14 protein-coding genes are annotated in these 18465 nt (G+C 42.2%); 10 read left to right on the top strand and 4 right to left on the bottom strand.

Annotated elements, in window-relative coordinates; translation table 11 throughout:
- Positions 1 to 23 precede the first annotated feature (23 nt).
- Positions 24 to 4010 (top strand): phosphoribosylformylglycinamidine synthase, encoded by a 3987-nt coding sequence (purL, locus tag BM122_RS07140; RefSeq protein ID WP_074904741.1) that lies wholly within the window; start codon positions 24 to 26, stop codon positions 4008 to 4010.
- 93 nt (positions 4011 to 4103) lie between these two features.
- Positions 4104 to 5354 carry a ChaN family lipoprotein gene (locus BM122_RS07145; protein ID WP_074904743.1) on the top strand — a complete coding sequence of 417 codons (1251 nt, stop codon included), beginning with the start codon at positions 4104 to 4106 and terminating at the stop codon, positions 5352 to 5354.
- Between the two features lie 280 nt (positions 5355 to 5634).
- On the opposite strand, the gene BM122_RS07150 is transcribed toward BM122_RS07145, so the two are convergent.
- The 4 genes from BM122_RS07150 to nadB form a co-directional block, all read right to left on the bottom strand.
- Positions 5635 to 7014, bottom strand: coding sequence for a sigma 54-interacting transcriptional regulator (locus tag BM122_RS07150; RefSeq protein WP_074904745.1), 1380 nt, complete (start codon positions 7012 to 7014; stop codon positions 5635 to 5637).
- A gap of 10 nt (positions 7015 to 7024) precedes the next feature.
- Positions 7025 to 7594, bottom strand: coding sequence for a hypothetical protein (locus tag BM122_RS07155; protein WP_074904747.1), 570 nt, complete (start codon positions 7592 to 7594; stop codon positions 7025 to 7027).
- Positions 7591 to 8862 (bottom strand): HAMP domain-containing sensor histidine kinase, encoded by a 1272-nt coding sequence (locus tag BM122_RS07160; protein ID WP_256211938.1) that lies wholly within the window; start codon positions 8860 to 8862, stop codon positions 7591 to 7593. The genes BM122_RS07155 and BM122_RS07160 overlap by 4 nt, the downstream gene beginning before the upstream one ends.
- A 547-nt stretch (positions 8863 to 9409) precedes the next feature.
- Complete coding sequence (gene nadB / locus BM122_RS07165) at positions 9410 to 11038, bottom strand: L-aspartate oxidase (protein WP_074904749.1); 1629 nt, start codon at positions 11036 to 11038, stop codon at positions 9410 to 9412.
- A 228-nt stretch (positions 11039 to 11266) separates the two neighbouring features.
- Here nadB and rpoE point away from each other — a divergent pair, with 228 nt between their 5' ends.
- The 8 genes from rpoE to rnc all read left to right on the top strand — a co-directional run bounded on the left by rpoE (position 11267) and on the right by rnc (position 18263).
- A complete protein-coding gene (gene rpoE, locus BM122_RS07170) occupies positions 11267 to 11869 on the top strand; it encodes an RNA polymerase sigma factor RpoE (RefSeq protein ID WP_074904750.1) in 603 nt (200 codons plus the stop codon).
- Between the two features lie 27 nt (positions 11870 to 11896).
- A complete protein-coding gene (locus tag BM122_RS07175; protein WP_074904752.1) occupies positions 11897 to 12427 on the top strand; it encodes a sigma-E factor negative regulatory protein in 531 nt (176 codons plus the stop codon).
- 250 nt (positions 12428 to 12677) lie between these two features.
- Positions 12678 to 14072 carry a DegQ family serine endoprotease gene (locus BM122_RS07180; protein WP_074904754.1) on the top strand — a complete coding sequence of 465 codons (1395 nt, stop codon included), beginning with the start codon at positions 12678 to 12680 and terminating at the stop codon, positions 14070 to 14072.
- Between the two features lie 22 nt (positions 14073 to 14094).
- Positions 14095 to 14352: a glutaredoxin family protein gene (locus BM122_RS07185; RefSeq protein WP_083398378.1), complete on the top strand. Its 258-nt coding sequence runs from the start codon at positions 14095 to 14097 to the stop codon at positions 14350 to 14352.
- 102 nt (positions 14353 to 14454) lie between these two features.
- Positions 14455 to 16245 carry a translation elongation factor 4 gene (gene lepA / locus BM122_RS07190; protein ID WP_074904756.1) on the top strand — a complete coding sequence of 597 codons (1791 nt, stop codon included), beginning with the start codon at positions 14455 to 14457 and terminating at the stop codon, positions 16243 to 16245.
- A gap of 95 nt (positions 16246 to 16340) precedes the next feature.
- On the top strand, positions 16341 to 17144 hold the full coding sequence (gene lepB / locus BM122_RS07195) for a signal peptidase I (protein ID WP_074904758.1): 804 nt from the start codon (positions 16341 to 16343) through the stop codon (positions 17142 to 17144).
- Between the two features lie 31 nt (positions 17145 to 17175).
- Positions 17176 to 17547 (top strand): DUF4845 domain-containing protein, encoded by a 372-nt coding sequence (locus tag BM122_RS07200; protein ID WP_074904759.1) that lies wholly within the window; start codon positions 17176 to 17178, stop codon positions 17545 to 17547.
- Positions 17548 to 17564: 17 nt separating this feature from the next.
- Positions 17565 to 18263, top strand: coding sequence for a ribonuclease III (gene rnc / locus BM122_RS07205; protein ID WP_074904797.1), 699 nt, complete (start codon positions 17565 to 17567; stop codon positions 18261 to 18263).
- The last annotated feature ends 202 nt before the right edge of the window (positions 18264 to 18465 follow it).

Genomic DNA, 18465 nt, shown 5'->3' on the forward strand with positions numbered 1-18465 from the left:
TTAACTCATTATAATTTTGATTGATGCTGCAATTTCGAGGCCATAAGGCGCTATCTCACTTTCGATTACAAAAATTATCTGATCTGATCAAATCCATCGTACCTCAAATTTCGGTTATTGACGCTGAGTACTGGTATTTTTGTAAAATAAAACGCGATTTGAAGCAAAATGAACTAAACATTCTGCAGAAGTTACTTGGCATTGATCCCGCGCAACAACCGCCTGTACCGGAAGGTGAGTTTGTGTTAGTTTTACCGCGCCCAGGCACCATCTCCCCCTGGTCCTCTAAGGCAACGGACATTGTTCATCATTGTGGAATCGAGGTGATTGAAAGGATAGAGCGAGGTGTTGCATTTTATATCCAGCATGAAATGGCGTTTTCTAAAGAGAACAGGCGTGCAATCGAGGCAATCATACATGATCGCATGACTGAAGCGGTTTTTCATTCTTTGTCTGAAGCAGTGGTTTTGTTTCATGATGTTGAACCGGTACCGCTAAAAGAAATCAATATTTTAGAAGAAGATAGGACAGCTCTGGTTAAGGCTAATCAAACAATGGGGTTAGCCTTATCTCCTGATGAAATTGATTATCTCATGGATTATTTTCTTAATGTCAGGCGTAATCCTACCGATGTAGAGTTAATGATGTTTGCCCAAGCAAATTCAGAACATTGCCGGCATAAAATTTTTAATGCAGACTGGATTATTGATGGCGAACAAAAAGAACAATCACTGTTTTCAATGATACGTCATACCCATCAACAGCATCCACAAGGCACAATTTTGGCCTATGCGGATAATGCTGCCATTATCGAAGGGGCAACCATCCATCGCTTCTGTCCCGGAAAGAATCACGCTTATGGCTATGCACTGGAGCCTACTCATCTGCTCATTAAAGTGGAAACCCATAATCATCCGACGGCAATTTGTCCTTTCCCGGGAGCCGCAACAGGGGTAGGAGGAGAAATTCGGGATGAGGGGGCAACCGGGCGCGGCGCTAAACCCAAAGCTGGATTAACCGGTTTCTCTGTTTCCAATTTGCGTATTCCAAATTTTATTCAGCCTTGGGAAACATTGCATGGGCAAAGTGGCTATGGCAAGCCTGTACGTATTGTCTCAGCCCTGGAAATCATGTTGACTGGGCCTATCGGTGGTGCTGCGTTTAATAATGAATTTGGCAGACCTAATCTTGCAGGCTATTTTCGCACATTCGAAGCGCAAGTTGCCGGTGAGATGCGGGGCTATCACAAGCCTATCATGCTGGCTGGAGGAATTGGACAGATTTCAGAACGACATACCGCAAAGCAAGATTTCTCAAAAGATGCCTTACTGATTCAACTGGGCGGACCGGGCATGCTGATTGGGCTTGGAGGAGGGGCTGCTTCCAGTATGGATACGGGCACTAATACGGAAGACTTGGATTTTGATTCAGTTCAACGCGGTAATGCCGAAATGCAACGTCGTGCGCAGGAAGTAATCGATCGTTGCTGGCAGCTGGAGCGCAGTGGGCAACCTAATCCTATTCTTTCGATTCACGATGTCGGTGCTGGCGGTTTATCCAATGCTTTGCCCGAACTTGTTCATGGAGCTGGCTGCGGAGGACATTTTAATTTACGTGCGATTCCTTTGGAAGAATCCGGCATGTCACCGATGCAGATTTGGTGTAATGAAGCACAGGAGCGCTATGTGCTTGCTATTAGACGAGGATCATTGACTTTGTTCCAGGGAATTTGTGAACGAGAACGATGCCCTTATGCCGTGGTAGGCGAAGCGGTTATTCGGGAACAACTTATTGTTAATGATGAGAAATCTAGCACCCTGCCGATAAATATGCCTCTTTCGGTATTATTAGGTAAACCGCCCAAAATGACGCGTGTCGTCTCGCATATTAGTCATGTGTTACCTCCATTTGATCTGACTGGGATACACTTGCAAGAAGCTGCTTATCGGGTTTTAAGGTTGCCCGCTGTCGCAGATAAAACATTTTTGATCACTATTGGTGACCGTAGTGTGGGTGGAATGACTGCGCGTGATCAGATGGTGGGGCCTTGGCAAATACCGGTAGCAGATGTCGCAGTAACGGCCATGGGTTATCAGACTTATCTTGGGGAGGCATTTGCGCTCGGTGAGCGCGCACCTCTGGCATTGATTGATCCAGCGGCCTCTGCGCGCATGGCAGTAGGAGAAGCCATTACTAATATGGCTGCTGCTGCGATAAACGATCTGAGCGAGATCAAACTGTCTGCTAACTGGATGGCTGCTGCCGGGCACACAGGTGAGGATGCTGCGCTCTATGACGCGGTTCATGCTGTGGCGATGGAATTATGTCCTCAGCTAGGGATTAGTATTCCGGTTGGCAAAGATTCCATGTCCATGAAAACCGCTTGGCAAGAATTAAATGGAAATAAAGGTAGTAAACAAAAAGAGGTGATTGCGCCTCTCTCATTGATTATTTCTGCTTTTGCAAGAGTGCGTGATGTGCGCAAAACGCTTACCCCGCAGTTACGTACTGATTGTGGTAAAACCGAGCTTATTCTAATTGATCTAGGAAGCAGGAGAAACCGCTTGGGTGGTTCGGCATTGACACAAGTTTATGGGCAATTGGGGAATGTTGTCCCAGATATATCCACTGTTGCCGAAATAGAAAAACTTAAACGTTTGTTTTCGATCATACAGGAACTGATTTGTGCGGATCAAATTCTAGCTTATCATGACCGTTCAGATGGTGGATTGTTTGTGACTTTGTGCGAGATGGCTTTTGCTGGCCATGTGGGCATGACGATCAGCCTGGACCAGTTGTGTTGTGATTCATTGGCTAAAGATGCCGGTGATGAAATTAAGCCGGAGATGCTGCCTGGCAGATCTTTGGAACGCGCGATGGCGGCATTATTCAATGAAGAATTGGGGGGAGTGATTCAGATCAAAAAACAATATGTTGAAACAGTGCTACAAATGCTGTCAGAAGCTGGCTTAAGTAATGAGAGCTTCGTCTTGGGGAGCCCCAATGAACAGGATGAGATCCATTTCTTGCTTAACAATAAAATCATTTTTCAGGAGAAACGGATTAATTTGCAGCGTGCCTGGTCAGAAACGACTTACCAGATGCAGAAATTGCGTGACAATCCCGTATGCGCACAACAAGAATTTGATCGTATCCTTGATATTTCTGACCCTGGCTTGAGCGCGGAACTGACTTTTGATATCGAAGAGGATATTGCAGCTCCCTTTATCCAAGCGGGTATTCGACCCAAGATGGCCATTCTGCGTGAGCAAGGGGTAAATGGTCATGTGGAAATGGCGGCTGCCTTTGATCGTGCCGGATTTGAGGCTGTTGATGTGCATATGAGCGATATCATTACAGGGCGCGTTTCATTAGGCGACTATAAAGGGTTTGTTGCCTGTGGCGGATTTTCTTATGGAGATGTGCTTGGGGCTGGTGAGGGGTGGGCCAAATCTATTTTGTTTAACGTACGTGCGCGCAATGAATTTGAATCTTTTTTTGAGCGTAGCGACACTTTCGCACTGGGGGTATGCAATGGCTGCCAGATGATGAGCAATTTACATGAAATTATTCCAGGCACCGATCATTGGCCGCATTTCGAACGTAATCTATCTGAGCAATTTGAAGCGCGCTTTGTCATGGTTGAGATACCAAAGAATCCTTCACTTTTCTTTGATGGCATGGTAGGGAGTCGTTTGCCTATTCAAGTAGCACATGGAGAAGGATATGCAGCCTTCAACAATGGTCAGCAATTGGAGTCAGCATCATCCTATGTTCCATTACGCTTTGTTGATCACTACGGTACGGCAACTGAGCGGTATCCATTTAATCCTAATGGTTCACCGCAAGGGATTGCTGGGATGACTTCGACCGATGGTCGATTTACCATTCTGATGCCGCATCCTGAACGGGTTTTTCGTACCGTTCAGCATTCATGGCATGTAGATGCCTGGCCAGAAGATTCTCCTTGGATGAGGATGTTCAGAAATGCGCGTAAATGGGTAGAGTAAGTGTTTGCAACCAATCATGCGCTGTCTTTAATCTTCCGAGGGTATTAGTACGTCACTCTCTAGATCATTAATATTTTTAAGATAATCTATAAAATGACTAAGTGGAAAGTTAGCATCCGAAGCGGATTAGTAAGCATAATGTTGTTAGTGTGGGCAGTACATTCCGAAAATTTGCCAGCACAAATTATTCCTGCTCATAAACCTAAATCTCTTGGCAGTGATCCTGCGCGAGAATGTGTGCCAATAGCACATTGGGTTATTCCAGGGAAGGGCAAGGCTGTCTTATCCGATATTATTAAGCGCGCAGCAAATCAATCGGTAATTTTACTAGGTGAAACACATGTTAATCGGGAGCACCATCGTTGGCAATTACAAATACTGGCAGCTTTATATGCTGCTCGTCCCGATATAGTGATTGGTTTCGAAATGTTCCCACGTCGGGTCCAGAAAGTACTCGATCAATGGGTGGCGGGTGAGCTATCTGAAGCTGCTTTCTTGAAAGCTTCAGAATGGGATACGGTATGGAGAACAGATGCCAGTCTTTATCTGCCATTATTTCATTTTGCACGCATGAATCGTATCCCGATGCGAGCACTTAATATTGATACCAAATTAAGAAAGCAGGTAGCTGAGAAAGGCTTTGACAGTATTCCCGAGAATGAACGTGAAGGAGTAACGCGTCCAGCACCTCCCAGCTCCGGATATCTTGATTTTTTGTTACCCATATACGAGTCACATGATCGTAAGGATAGGAAAAAGGAAAGAAATAGTCGTTATGATCCTGATTTCTTACGATTCGTTATTGGTCAGCAATTATGGGACCGGGCAATGGCTCAAGAAATTCATGGGGTACTTAGCACGCAGGATCAAGGGAAAAGTCCGCTAGTTGTTGCTATTATGGGATCGGGTCATATTATGCATGGTTTCGGTGTTCCTCATCAATTGAGGGATCTGGGTGTAACAAAAATTACTTCATTATTACCATGGGATACAAACAAACCATGTCAACAATTGGTTGCAGATTATGCTGATGCCGTTTTTGGCGTTAGCCCGGTTGGTGCGGAAACCACACCTTTGCGCCAGCGGCTGGGTATTCGCTATGAGATTGCTTCACAGGATGGCGGGGCGCGTGTTCTGGAGGTTGAAAAAGGCAGTATTGCCGAGGAGGCTAATATGCTGGAAAACGATATCATCACTGAGATCGCTGGATTATCGGTGATGGAAGTGGGAGATCTCATTGCTGTGATCAAACGTCAGGCACCTGGCACATGGTTGCCACTCAAAGTCAAGCGAGGGAATGGCGAGATTGAGATTGTTGCCAAGTTTCCTGCACTAGTGAAATAAAGAAGCTATCAATATCGGAGCGGGGTAATTTTGCGGCATTCCGTTGAGGATCAGCTCTTTTGTAGTCATAGTAGAAGATCGCCGGGGTACTTTGTGTAAATTATAATATCACTGGTAGCAATTGGTCCCGCCAAGCATTTTTTGTGGCATTGATATTTGGATAGGGTACATTACTGTTAACATTTACCGCCCACTATATACACATTTTTTGTACTGTATGATTGGGTGATGGCGCGATTTCTTTGCTAATTTAATTGTGATATTTCTTCTTGGAGAATATTTAACAAAATTCTTTGCTTTTTTCTTTTTGTTTATAAAGAGTAAAATCAAGTTGATGTCTCTGAAGAAGTTTATAAAATTCTGTTCGATTGCGTTTGGCTAATCGGGCTGCTTGTGTTACGTTGCCTGCAGTAATTTTTAGTAAACGTACCAGATAATTTCTTTCAAACTTTTTGCGTGCTTCTTCAAATGATACGAGCTGCGCTTCCTCCTGATGCATCGCATCATAGACCAGTTGATATGAAATGAGAGGGTTCGCGCTCAGGACGACGCTTTGTTCTATGATATTCATTAATTGTCGAACATTACCCGGCCATGAAGCGCTGAGCAAAAGGTTGGTCGCTTCCGGCGAAAAACCATTGATTTCTTTCTCGTATTTTTCAGCAAAGGTACGAAGAAAATGATTAGCCAGCAAGGGGATATCTTCACGGCGTTGAGCTAACGAAGGAATCGTTAAACCAACCACATAGAGCCGGTAATACAGATCCTCACGAAAATTTCCTGCCGTGATCTCAGTTTTGAGATCACGGTGAGTGGCAGAAATAATCCGGACATCAATTGGGATTGGCTGCGTAGACCCGACGGGTCTGATTATCCTTTCTTGCAGTGCATGCAGTAACTTTACTTGCAGTAGCAGCGGCATATCACCAATTTCATCCAGGAACAATGTGCCACCCTCGGCTAATTGAAACAGACCTTTATGCTCCCGGATAGCGCCTGTAAAAGCTCCTTTGACATGCCCAAATAGCTCTGATTCCAGTAATTGCTCAGGGATGGCTGCGCAATTGATGGTGACAAAAGGTTGGCAACAACGCTTGGATGCTTGATGAATAGCACGTGCAAATAATTCTTTACCAACACCACTTTCTCCAAGAAGTAGCACGCTCGCATTTCCTTCCGCAACGCGTTCTACTTTGGTCAGAATATCTTCCATTTCAGCATTTTGGGTAATAATGCTTTTACGCCATGCAACTCGTGATTCCTCACAGGGTTCGTTATTTCCGCTATTGCATGTAAGTCTAAGAGCCTGATCTATTTGGTCGAGCAAGGTTTTTGGATCATATGGTTTGGTGAGGTAACCAAAAATACCACGCTGAACTGCGGCGACAGCATCCGGGATCGTGCCATATGCTGTCAGAATAATGACCGGTAGCGTTGGGTTAGCTTGATGAATATGTTCAAACAAAGCCATACCATCCATCCCACTCATTTGCATATCACTAATGACGAGATGGGGCCGTGTGATATCGAGGCAGTTTAATGCTGCTTCTGCACTGGTAGCTACAATTGTTTCAAATCCTGCAGCCGTCAAACGTATCGAGAGTAATTCTAGAAGATCTGAGTCGTCATCGACAATTAAGATTTTTTTAGTCGGTACCATATATTTTTATTCAGGGAGTTATTCTACGGATTGGATGTTTTTCCATGTTCTTTATAGCGTCTATTCTATTTTGCAATGTTTGAACGTGTTCTTCCAATACTTGTACTTGTTCATCTGAAGCTTTTAATTTTTGAGAAAAATTTCTCGCATCAGTTCTTGCAATTTGCTGTTCTCTGAGTAGCGATATGAGTAATTTCCTGAAATTAGCTACGTTAGTCGACATTGTAATATCTTGTGGCCAATTATTCAGTAAATCGAGCGCAGCCTGAATATTTGTAAAAGACGTTTTGGGTAAACTGATAAGTAAAATGTATTTTAGACGACTTTTCGCATCGGAATTTTTTTTATTAAAGTGTTTCTTGGCATAGTTGTATTCCGCGGCTAGTTGAGTAGCATTCTTTTTTTGCAGCTGACCATAATACAACATCAATTCATCTAACGTGTTGTATTGATCCAACTTATCTTGTTGGGAAACTGGTTTGTCGCCAGGGTCGGGTGATGGATAGGTAGTCGCTGTTGTGCACCCAACTAATACAACAAAAAATATAAAAAATAATAACGACTTTGAAGCAACATTCATGGCTGAACCTCAGGATCTTGAATAGGCAGGGTTAGACAGAAATGCGCTCCCTGACCGCCATGTTTAACGAGTTCAATATTCCCACCGTGTGCAAGTGCATATTCTCTGGCAATCGACAAGCCAAGCCCGGTTCCTCTGATATGGCTACTAGGTTTGCTACGCCCCCGATAAAAAGGTTCAAAAATTTTATCCTCATCGGTGATATCAATCCCGCTACCATTGTCGATAACATCGAGTTGGATAGTTTGATCCATTTGTATCGCAGAGATCTTGATGCAACTTCCTTGTGGAGAGAATTTTATGGCATTTGATAAAAGATTATCAATAATAATACCGATTTTTTGTTTGTCGCATTCGAGCATGAGATCTGGGCATGTCAAATCGATTTTTATTTTTCTACTCATAATAGACAGATTCTGATCTTTTAAGACAGTGGTGATGATATGAGCAAGATTTGTGCGCTGTTTAATAAGTGCCACTTTGTCTGCCTGAAGGGCACTAAAACTTAATAAATCTTCGATACGCTTCTGCAATTGGATACTGCTGGTTTGGAGGATATCAACAATTTGTTGCTGTTTTTTATTAAGATCGCCAGTTACTCCTTCTGCAAGGAGGTTAGCTCCCTCACGAATAGCAGAGAGGGGTGTTTTAAGCTCATGGGAGACTTGTCGTAGAAATTGAATTTTCTGTTCTTCCAATTTAAGCAAGCGGCGACGCATCCAGTCTAGGCGAGAGCCCAAGTATTTTAAATTTTCAGGACCAGTAATTTTTACTGCGCTAGATAATTTGCCTTGTCCCATATTATAAATTGCTTCGTCAAGCTGACGAAGAGGGCGTGCTATGAATACTGAGAAAGCAAGTGCGAGCAAAATAACAAATGGAATCAGAATGAGTAATTCCCACTCAACCAAAGTGCGAGTACGTAAAGCCATCTCACTCATTTCATTTACTTTCTGTCCAATTATCCGATAATTTTCTGTAGAAAAATTCTGCGCAAGGATAAGCAGATTAGCAAATTGGTTGAGTAAATCTCGAAGATTCTGAGGAGTATTATATGAAGTCAGTATCTCACGAAAAATTGTTGTCTCTAATAATTGTAATTTTTCCAATAAAAGCTGTTGTTCCAGATAGGGAGAAGCTTCAATAAGCTTTATCGCCGTTTTTTCAAAATTGGTATGCGCCTGGAAATAACCTTCCAGTAAGGATATATCTTCTAAGATATGCGCGTGCTGTACACTTCGTTCCATCACGATAATTTCATCAATCAAGATACTGCTGCCATGAGTAATTTCTGTGGCCTGGTAGATTGTTTGGCGGCTCTGGTCTGCAAGCTGATCAATACGTATGGCGCTATAGATTAGCGCAGCGATTAATGGTAATCCTACTATCGAAAACCCAAGTAGGATCAATTTAAGAAAGGATGTGGGATTGTGACGTAGCTCTGCTTGAGGGGTAATCTCCGGTTTATCATCCGTTTCTGACGCAACAGAATCTATCGTGTTTCTCAATACTTCTATCCTTTATACTATCTCATCCAGCAGGTTGCTATAAAACTATCAACGTTGCCGCTACGGTGTTAAAAACAGACTCAAAATGCTCTTCAGTAGGTATAAACTCGGCTGCTTTCGTCTGTTTTTTTACCTATTATCGACTGCCTCGAATATGTTTTTTAACAGCCTGCTAGAGTCTGGCTGTGTTTTTCATAATAATGAAGATATGAGCCTTAAACTACAGCTCATTATACCGGCAAGGGTAAACTTTCTGATGAAAGTATCAGAAGTAAACGACAAATCATAGATTTGTCGTGCCTGTTGCCTATATTGGTACTGAATTTTCTGAAGCCAATTCAAATTCTTTTCGTCTCAAGATTGTATTTTGGGCTTGCGGTAATAGATCTGGATAATCAAGGCTGTAGTGCAAGCCACGGCTTTCATGGCGAAGCATGGCGCTTTGCACAATCAAATCAGCGGTTGTAACTAAGTTACGCAATTCTAACAAATCACCTGTTACGCGAAAATTAGTATAATATTCATTGATTTCTTCCCGTAGCAGGTTTATGCGGTTTTGAGCACGGCGCAGGCGTTTATTGGTTCGTACGATTCCCACGTAACTCCACATGAATCGGCGTAACTCGTCCCAGTTATGTGAAATGACGATTTCCTCATCTGCATCTGTTACCCGGCTTTCATCCCATTTTGGGAGTGAGATGAAAGGTACGGGTGATTGCCTGAGAATATCCTCGGCTGCAGCTTGGCCAAATACTAAACATTCTAGCAAAGAATTACTAGCTAACCGGTTAGCACCATGTAATCCAGTATGAGCAGTCTCACCTATGGCATATAAGTTGTCTAGATCAGTTTTGCCTTTCCGGTCAATAACGATACCGCCACATGTGTAATGTGCAGCAGGAACGACTGGAATGGGTTGGCGTGTAATATTAATTCCTAATTCGTGGCATCGAGCATAAATAGTAGGAAAATGCTGCTTGAGAAAATCTGGTGATTTATGAGAAATATCCAGATATACGCAGTCAAGACCTCTTTTTTTCATTTCAAAATCAATAGCACGTGCCACAATATCGCGTGGTGCCAGTTCCGCACGTTCATCATGCCAGGGCATAAAGCGTTCGCCATTAGGAAGTTTTAATAATCCGCCTTCTCCTCTAACGGCTTCACTAATTAGGAAGGATTTAGCATGCGGGTGATAAAGGCAGGTAGGGTGAAATTGGATGAATTCCATATTGGCTATCCTGCAACCTGCACGCCATCCCATGGCGATGCCATCACCCGTGGCGATATCGGGATTGGTTGTATAGAGATAGACTTTACCCGCTCCCCCTGTTGCTAATACCGTGTTGTGGGCAGAAATGGTGTGAATTTTATCTGTTTTGATATCTAATACATAAGCGCCATAGCAGCGGGCATTCTGCTTATCAGAATGAGGAGCCAATTTAGAACTTGTGATCAGGTCAACTGCAATATGGTGCTCGAGTATGACAATGTTCGGGTGGGTGCGAATTTTTTTGCTAAGTGTAGATTGTACTGCTTTACCGGTGGCATCATTGATGTGAATAACTCGACGTACACTATGCCCACCTTCTTGTGTGAGGTGATAGCCGGTTTCATTATTGCTATCACGTGTAAAGTTGACTCCTTGAGAAATGAGCCATTTGATAACTTGTGGTCCGTTTTCAACTACATAGCGGGTGACTGCCTCATCACATAAGCCGGCACCAGCAATTAATGTATCGCGAATGTGAGCGTCAGCAGAATCCTCCATTGAAAGTACCGCAGCAATCCCGCCTTGTGCCCAAGTACTGGAGCTATCCTGTAATGATCGTTTAGTGACAATAGCTACTTTCTGACTTTGTGCTAAATTGAGGGCGAGTGTAAGCCCAGCCAAGCCACTGCCGATGATCAGCGTATCAAAATAATATTGTTGCATTGATTAATTTTAATTTATTTGTGAACTAAAGCTATTTTATTAATCATAACTCAATAACTAAAGTTTCGTTGGCTTCGTTGAAAGGCTTATTAATAAAAGTAGTGAACTAATCAAGAAACTTTATTGTCTTTAGTCCGACTTCGGATAGTTCACGGCAGATCCCCGAACAATGTATACTTTATTGAGTGGTGAATTGTTATCTATTTTTAATTTCGGGGAAAGAACAGCATGGGTGATCGTGAAATCGATCAACAATTGGTTGAGCGCGTGCAACATGGCGATAAGCATGCTTTTGATTTACTGGTGATCAAATATCAGAGAAAGCTGGCACGTTTATTATCACAGTTTATTCGTGATGCTGCTGAGGTTGAAGATGTCGCCCAAGAAACTTTTATTAAGGCATATCGTGCTTTACCATCATTTCGTGGTGAAAGTGCCTTTTATACTTGGCTATATCGTATTGGTATCAATACAGCCAAAAACTTTCTTGTATCCCAAGGAAGAAAAGTGCCCACGGCTGTTAGTGAATTTGATAATGAAGATGCAGAGAATTTTGAAGAAGCAGGTAGATTACGAGAAGTCAGTACACCAGAAAGTGAACTGATGACTAAACAAATCGCTCAAACGGTTAATCAATCATTAGACTCATTACCTGAGGAATTAAGGACTGCAATTGTTTTGAGGGAAATTGAAGGTTTAAGTTATGAAGAAATTGCGAGTATTATGAATTGTCCTATTGGAACAGTTCGCTCTCGTATATTTCGTGCACGTGAGGCCATAGCTGAAAAACTGCGGCCTTTATTAGGAACAAGTAAAGACAAGAGGTGGTAATGAAGGGGTGGTTTTATGAAAAATAAAATGTCAGAGCTGATAGACGGTGAATTGGATTCGGTGGATGCCGATGAAGTAATTGCAGAGTTAAAGAAAAAGAATGATTTATTGGATGATTGGGAAACCTATCATGTGATCGGTGAAGTACTGCGACAGCCAACAGTATCATTCCCCATCAATGTGGCGAGTCGAGTAAGTGAACGCTTAGTAAGCGAACCGACCTTGTTTATGCCGCGTGTATCACAAGCACACAAGCGCAAATTAATTACACTTTCAGCTGCTGCCTCCTGCGCTGCCTTAGTAAGTGGATGGTTAGTTATGCAAATAGCAGATGTTCAGCAAGAAGTGCTCGTTACCGAGAAAGTGAATAATAATGCAGTTGTTCAAGTTGATCATCCGGTAGCTTTCCAACCCTCCCCAGCCTTTACGCTTCCATTTACGCTTCACCATCTGGGGGATTACTCATTGATTCATAGAGAATTTTCACCCCATACAAAGATGCAAGCACCTATAACGGGCGTACATCAGGTTGAAAGCAGGGAAGAAAAATCCAGATAAGGTATATGTGGTAAGTTTTCTGGATTGAAATTTTATAGATGCCCGCAGGCTATTTGCTTGATCGAAAGATTTTGTTGATTTCGATCAAGCAAATAGCTGTCTCGTTTGTTATTTGTTATTTGTTATTTGTTATTTGTTATTTGTTATTTGTTATTTGTTATTTGTTATTTGTTATTTGTAAGATTTAATTGCATCTCTATTGATCATTATGTTTTCAGTATTTTTCCCATTTCTTTTATCAAGAAAAAATATGCAAAAAATTATTTTACTGTGCTTCCTGATAATTTGCCCCATCAGTTTTGTACATTCAAAGGAGCTACCTGATTTCGCAGGTCTGGTTGAGCAGTATGGAGAAGCGGTAGTAAATATTAGTACAGTACAAACACAACAGATTGCAGGAAGTCAGATTTTTCCTGAAATTCCTAATATTCCGGAAGATTCTCCTTTCTTCGAATTTTTTCGCAGGTATATGCACCCATTTTCAGGCCCTAAGAAGTATGAATCCAAATCGTTAGGGTCTGGTTTCATTATAAGTAAGGATGGATATATTCTAACAAATGCGCATGTCGTCGAAGCTGCCAATCAGATTACTGTCAGACTAACCGATAAAAGAGAATTTAATGCACAGGTTATTGGCACAGATCGGAAAACTGATGTGGCACTTATCAAGATCGATGCGAAAGACTTGCCTGCGGTAACTCAGGGTGATCCGGATAAACTCAAGGTAGGGGAGTGGGTTATTGCAATTGGCTCCCCTTTTGGTTTCGAAAATAGTGTAACTGCAGGGATAATAAGCGCGAAAGGCCGCTCGCTTGCGCAGGAAAGTTATGTCCCCTTTCTCCAAACTGATGTGGCGATCAATCCCGGTAATTCTGGCGGTCCCCTTTTTAATATGAAGGGCGAGGTAGTCGGTATCAACTCGCAGATTTATAGCCGAACAGGTGGTTTTATGGGATTGTCTTTCGCTATTCCCATTAACGTGGCAACAGAGATAGCCACTCAACTTAAGGAACATGGGAAAGTCTCACGCGGGAAAATAGGCGTTATGATTCAGGAGATGACTGAAGAGCTGGCTGAATCCTTTGGCTTATCTCAAGCACGTGGAGCACTGGTAGTTTCTGTAGAAAAAGATGGTCCAGCAGACAAAGGAGGTATCGAAGTTAGAGATGTCATTTTGAAATTTGACGGCAAAGATATTGCGGTTTCCAGTGATCTGCCGCGTCTTGTCGGAAACACTAAACCTAAATCTAAAGTAGCAGTGCAAGTCTGGCGGGACGGTGCCACTAAGAATTTAACTGTTTTGATAGGGGAAATGCCATCAGATGAAAGTGATCGCAGCCGCAAACAAAGTAAGGCCCCTGATACTTCAAATCCTCTAGGATTGGCTCTGAGTGAACTCTCTGATAAACAAAAAAAACAATTGGGTATAGAGAATGGTTTACTGGTTGAAGAAGTACAAGGTGGCATTGCAAATCGTGCTGGCATACGCCAAGGCGACATTATTCTCGGATTTAATAACCAAGACGTCATAACAATCAAACAGTTTAATCAGCTGCTTAACAAGATTGAGAAAGGACGAAATATTGCACTATTGATAAAAAGAGGCGATATGACTACTTTCATTACGATGAAGCTTGATAATTAAAAGCCTATATAACATTGATTTTATGGATAGAATAAAGCTGATTGTGTATGGCCGAAGGGATTGTCATCTTTGTCAGGAAATGATTGCATCATTGCAAAAATTACAGAAGCAAATCGAGTTTCAATTTGAAGTGATTGATATTGATAGCGATCCTCAACTGGTAAATCAGTATAATGAGCGAATTCCAGTATTGGTGTCAGCAAATGAGAAACAAGACGAAATCTGCCATTATTACCTTGATGAAGCTGCATTAGATGCGCATTTTGCTAAAATTCGATAGAATGCTGTCGGTTAGTAATAGCAACTATTTTATTCACAAGTAAATTAGATCTGCATCGAGTACCAGCAAAAATTCCCGACTGACATTTAAAACCCCAATCGAATGCAACACATTCGCAATTTTTCTATTATCGCGCATATAGATCACGGTAAATCCACATTAGCTGATCGCATCATACAGTTTTGTGGTGGTTTATCTGATCGAGAGATGGAAGAGCAAGTGCTCGACTCTATGGATTTAGAGCGTGAACGAGGCATTACCATTAAAGCACAGACAGTTGCTTTAAAATACCAGGCATGTAATGGTCAGACTTTTCTGCTGAATTTGATTGATACGCCTGGTCATGTCGATTTCTCCTATGAAGTATCTCGCTCCTTAGCTGCCTGTGAAGGTGCTTTATTGGTCGTAGATGCTTCCCAGGGAGTAGAAGCTCAGACGGTAGCGAATTGCTATACCGCGATCGAGCAGGGCGTCGAGGTGATACCGGTCTTGAACAAGATTGATTTGCCTGCGGCTGACCCGGATCGAGTGATTGCAGAAATAGAAGATATCATCGGGATAGAGGCAACAGATGCCTTGCGCGTGAGTGCTAAGACAGGCCAAGGCATACAGGATATGCTGGAAGCAGTTGTTAAGCGTATCCCCACACCTAAGGGAGACCCAAATGCACCATTGAAAGCACTCATTATTGACTCGTGGTTTGATAATTATGTGGGTGTTGTCATATTGGTAAGGGTTGTCGATGGAGTATTGAAAGCCAACAACAAAATCATGCTCATGGCTAGCCACGCGGCTTATCTATGTGAGCAAGTGGGGGTATTTTTACCTAAAGCAGAAAATCGCGATTCGCTGAGTGCGGGTGAAGTGGGTTTCGTTATCTCTGGTATTAAGGAATTGAAATCAGCCAAGGTAGGTGATACCGTCACATTGGCGGATAATCCTGCCGCTGAACCTTTGGTTGGATTTAAAGAAATCAAGCCACAAGTATTTGCCGGGCTTTATCCGGTTGAATCCAATCAATATGATGCCTTACGCTCTGCATTAGAAAAACTGCAATTGAATGACTCATCGTTACAGTTTGAACCAGAAACGTCCCAAGCGCTTGGTTTTGGCTTTCGTTGTGGTTTTCTGGGTTTGCTCCATTTAGATATTGTTCAGGAGAGGCTGGAGCGGGAATATGATATGGATCTTATCACCACTGCGCCAACCGTTATTTATCAGGTTGCGTTGCGTGATGGGACAGTGATTGAAATTGAGAATCCATCAAAAATGCCCGACCTCTCTAAAATTGAAGAGATTCGAGAACCCATCATTACCACAACGATATTAGTTCCAGAAGAATACGTGGGTGCAGTTATGTCTCTATGTACCGGCAAGCGCGGGGTTCAGAGAAATATGCAATATATGGGCAGGCAAGTCATGCTTGTTTATGAAATGCCACTAAATGAAGTTGTCATGGATTTCTTTGATAAACTCAAATCGGTTAGCCGTGGTTATGCCTCGCTGGATTATGAATTCAAGGAATTTCGCGCAGCTGATCTGGTTAAACTCGATATATTGATCAATAGTGAAAAAGTGGATGCATTGTCATTAATCGTGCATCGTACTAGTAGCCAACAAAGAGGTCGCGAATTGGCACAAAAAATGCGTGAGCTTATTCCCCGACAAATGTTTGATATCGCCGTGCAAGCAGCAATTGGCGCTCATGTCGTGGCAAGAGAAAATGTTAAAGCGTTGCGTAAGAATGTTTTGGCCAAATGTTATGGTGGAGATATCACGCGCAAACGTAAACTGCTTGAGAAGCAGAAAGCAGGAAAAAAGCGTATGAAACGCGTCGGTAATGTAGAGATTCCCCAAGCAGCATTTTTGGCCATTCTGCAGGTTGGTAAATAATTGACTGCTGAAAAATCAAATTAATTGAGTGATAAACATGAAAATTTGCCCTCCCCATTATGTTATATGTTTGCTAGCTCATTAAGGGAAATGAAATGAATTTTCCCTTAGTGTTATTGATCTTACTAGTTTTGACTGGCTGTATCTGGTTGCTCGATTTCCTCTTTTTGAAACGCAAACGCGAAGCGGATGCCACAGAGCCTTGGTGGGTGGAATACCCCAAAAGCTTTTTTCCTATCATCCTGATTGTTTTTTGTCTTCGCTCTTTTCTGGTGGAACCATTTAAAATACCTTCGGGTTCGATGATACCTACTTTATTGGTGGGAGATTTTATTCTGGTAAACAAGTTTACCTACGGGATCAGGTTGCCCGTTATCAATCACAAGATCATTGAAATGAATCACCCCAAACGTGGAGAAGTGATGGTATTCCGTTATCCGGAAGACCCATCGATAGATTATATTAAACGAGTGATTGGTTTACCTGGAGATACTGTTACGTATCGTAATAAAAAACTCAGCATTAATGGTGTGCCAGTAGAAAGAGAGTTGAATGGAGATTACAAATATGTTGAATCAGGTTTGGCTTATGTATACACCCAGCGTTTTAAGGAACTTTTAGGCGATAAAAGTTATAGCATACTTATCAATCAAGAGATGCCCAATATGCTGTTATCTAGCGTACATTATTTTCCCTTCAAAGAGAATTGCGTATTCGATATGACAGGATTTACTTGTAAAGTGCCAGAGGGAAATTATTTTACGTTAGGTGATAATCGTGATGGTAGTAGCGATAGCCGTTATTGGGGTTTTGTTCCAGAGAAAAATATTGTGGGAAAAGCTTTTATGGTTTGGTGGAATTTTAGTGATTTAAGTCGAATTGGCTTGTCAATAAAATAGTGAATGCGGGAGTGGACTTGGAGTAAGGAAGATGCGCCATGTGATGAGAAAAGAACAACAAGGTATCAGTCTCTCTGGAATGCTAACCTGGTCAACTGTAGTCGTGATATTTGCTCTTCTAGGAATGAAATTGATTCCCTCCTACATGGAATATGCTACCATCAAACGAGCGTTGGTTGGCATAGCCAGTGATCCAAGTTTGCAGAATGCTCATCCTGGGGAAATACGCCAATCATTCGGTAAGCGTGCAGTTATCGATCAGATTACCGTTGTCAATAGTCGCGACATTCAAATTAGTAAAATAGGCGGGCAAACAGTTTTAAGTGTGAGCTATTCCGTTAAAACTCCTTTATTTGCTAATATTTCGTTATCTATTGATTTTACTGCTGCCAGCAATCGATGAGCTCACATAGCTTAAATATGCGTCGTCTACAAAATTTTCCGGTAAAAAATCAGGGCGATTTCTTTCACAAAATCGGCTATGTTTTTAAGCAACCGGAATTGTTGCAAGAATCATTAACCCATCGCAGCTTTGGTTATCCGAATAACGAGCGCCTTGAGTTTCTTGGAGATAGCGCATTGAATTGTGCAGTGTCAGCCTTACTGTTCAAAGAGTTTCCGCTCTTACCAGAAGGAAATTTATCAAGGCTCCGCGCTAATCTTGTCAACCAACAGGCATTATTTGAGCTGGCATCGGCACTTGGATTAGGTGATTTAATCAGGCTAGGTGAAGGAGAACGAAAAAGCGGGGGACATTACCGACCCTCAATTCTTGCCAACGCGCTGGAAGCAGTGATAGGCGCCATTTACCTGGAAGGTGGGTTCATTGAAGTAGAAAATTTTGTTAACAATCTTTACAAGCCATTATTACAAAATTTAGATCTTGAAACTTTGGGGAAGGATCCTAAAACGATGCTGCAGGAATATCTGCAGAGTCGTAGGGTAGCCTTGCCGGAATATACTGTCATCGCTACAAGCGGAGAGGCACATCGGCAGAAATTTAGAGTGGAATGCGCCATTGCAAAGCTTAATGTTCGAGCTATTGGCGAAGGAACAAGTCGCCGCAGGGCTGAGCAAGAAGCTGCAAAACAGGCATATGAATTAATCGTTCATTATTAATGGTCACCAATGCTTCAATTACAAAGAGCGTCTATGTAACTTTTATTTTTTCTAAGTATTCCCCAGCTTGAACCATTTTATTCGTACTCATGCCTTTAAACTACCCACTTTATAAGTGTAGTTTTAGGGAGCAAGTGATATGCGAATTCAAGATATTGCAAAACCAACATAACGCTAAATACAACTAGAAATATCCCAATTT

Origin of the sequence: Nitrosomonas communis (assembly GCF_900114745.1) — a bacterium.
GTDB classification, from domain to species: Bacteria; Pseudomonadota; Gammaproteobacteria; order Burkholderiales; family Nitrosomonadaceae; genus Nitrosomonas; species Nitrosomonas communis_A.

Excerpts from the sequence above, each read along its gene's own strand:
- purL (WP_074904741.1), top strand. The coding sequence starts at position 24 with ATGCTGCAATTTCGAGGCCATAAGGCGCTATCTCACTTTCGATTACAA.
- BM122_RS07145 (WP_074904743.1), top strand. The coding sequence starts at position 4,104 with ATGACTAAGTGGAAAGTTAGCATCCGAAGCGGATTAGTAAGCATAATG.
- BM122_RS07150 (WP_074904745.1), bottom strand. The coding sequence starts at position 7,014 with ATGGTACCGACTAAAAAAATCTTAATTGTCGATGACGACTCAGATCTT.
- BM122_RS07155 (WP_074904747.1), bottom strand. The coding sequence starts at position 7,594 with ATGAATGTTGCTTCAAAGTCGTTATTATTTTTTATATTTTTTGTTGTA.
- nadB (WP_074904749.1), bottom strand. The coding sequence starts at position 11,038 with ATGCAACAATATTATTTTGATACGCTGATCATCGGCAGTGGCTTGGCT.
- rpoE (WP_074904750.1), top strand. The coding sequence starts at position 11,267 with ATGGGTGATCGTGAAATCGATCAACAATTGGTTGAGCGCGTGCAACAT.
- BM122_RS07175 (WP_074904752.1), top strand. The coding sequence starts at position 11,897 with ATGTCAGAGCTGATAGACGGTGAATTGGATTCGGTGGATGCCGATGAA.
- BM122_RS07180 (WP_074904754.1), top strand. The coding sequence starts at position 12,678 with ATGCAAAAAATTATTTTACTGTGCTTCCTGATAATTTGCCCCATCAGT.
- BM122_RS07185 (WP_083398378.1), top strand. The coding sequence starts at position 14,095 with ATGGATAGAATAAAGCTGATTGTGTATGGCCGAAGGGATTGTCATCTT.
- lepA (WP_074904756.1), top strand. The coding sequence starts at position 14,455 with ATGCAACACATTCGCAATTTTTCTATTATCGCGCATATAGATCACGGT.
- lepB (WP_074904758.1), top strand. The coding sequence starts at position 16,341 with ATGAATTTTCCCTTAGTGTTATTGATCTTACTAGTTTTGACTGGCTGT.
- BM122_RS07200 (WP_074904759.1), top strand. The coding sequence starts at position 17,176 with ATGCGCCATGTGATGAGAAAAGAACAACAAGGTATCAGTCTCTCTGGA.
- rnc (WP_074904797.1), top strand. The coding sequence starts at position 17,565 with ATGCGTCGTCTACAAAATTTTCCGGTAAAAAATCAGGGCGATTTCTTT.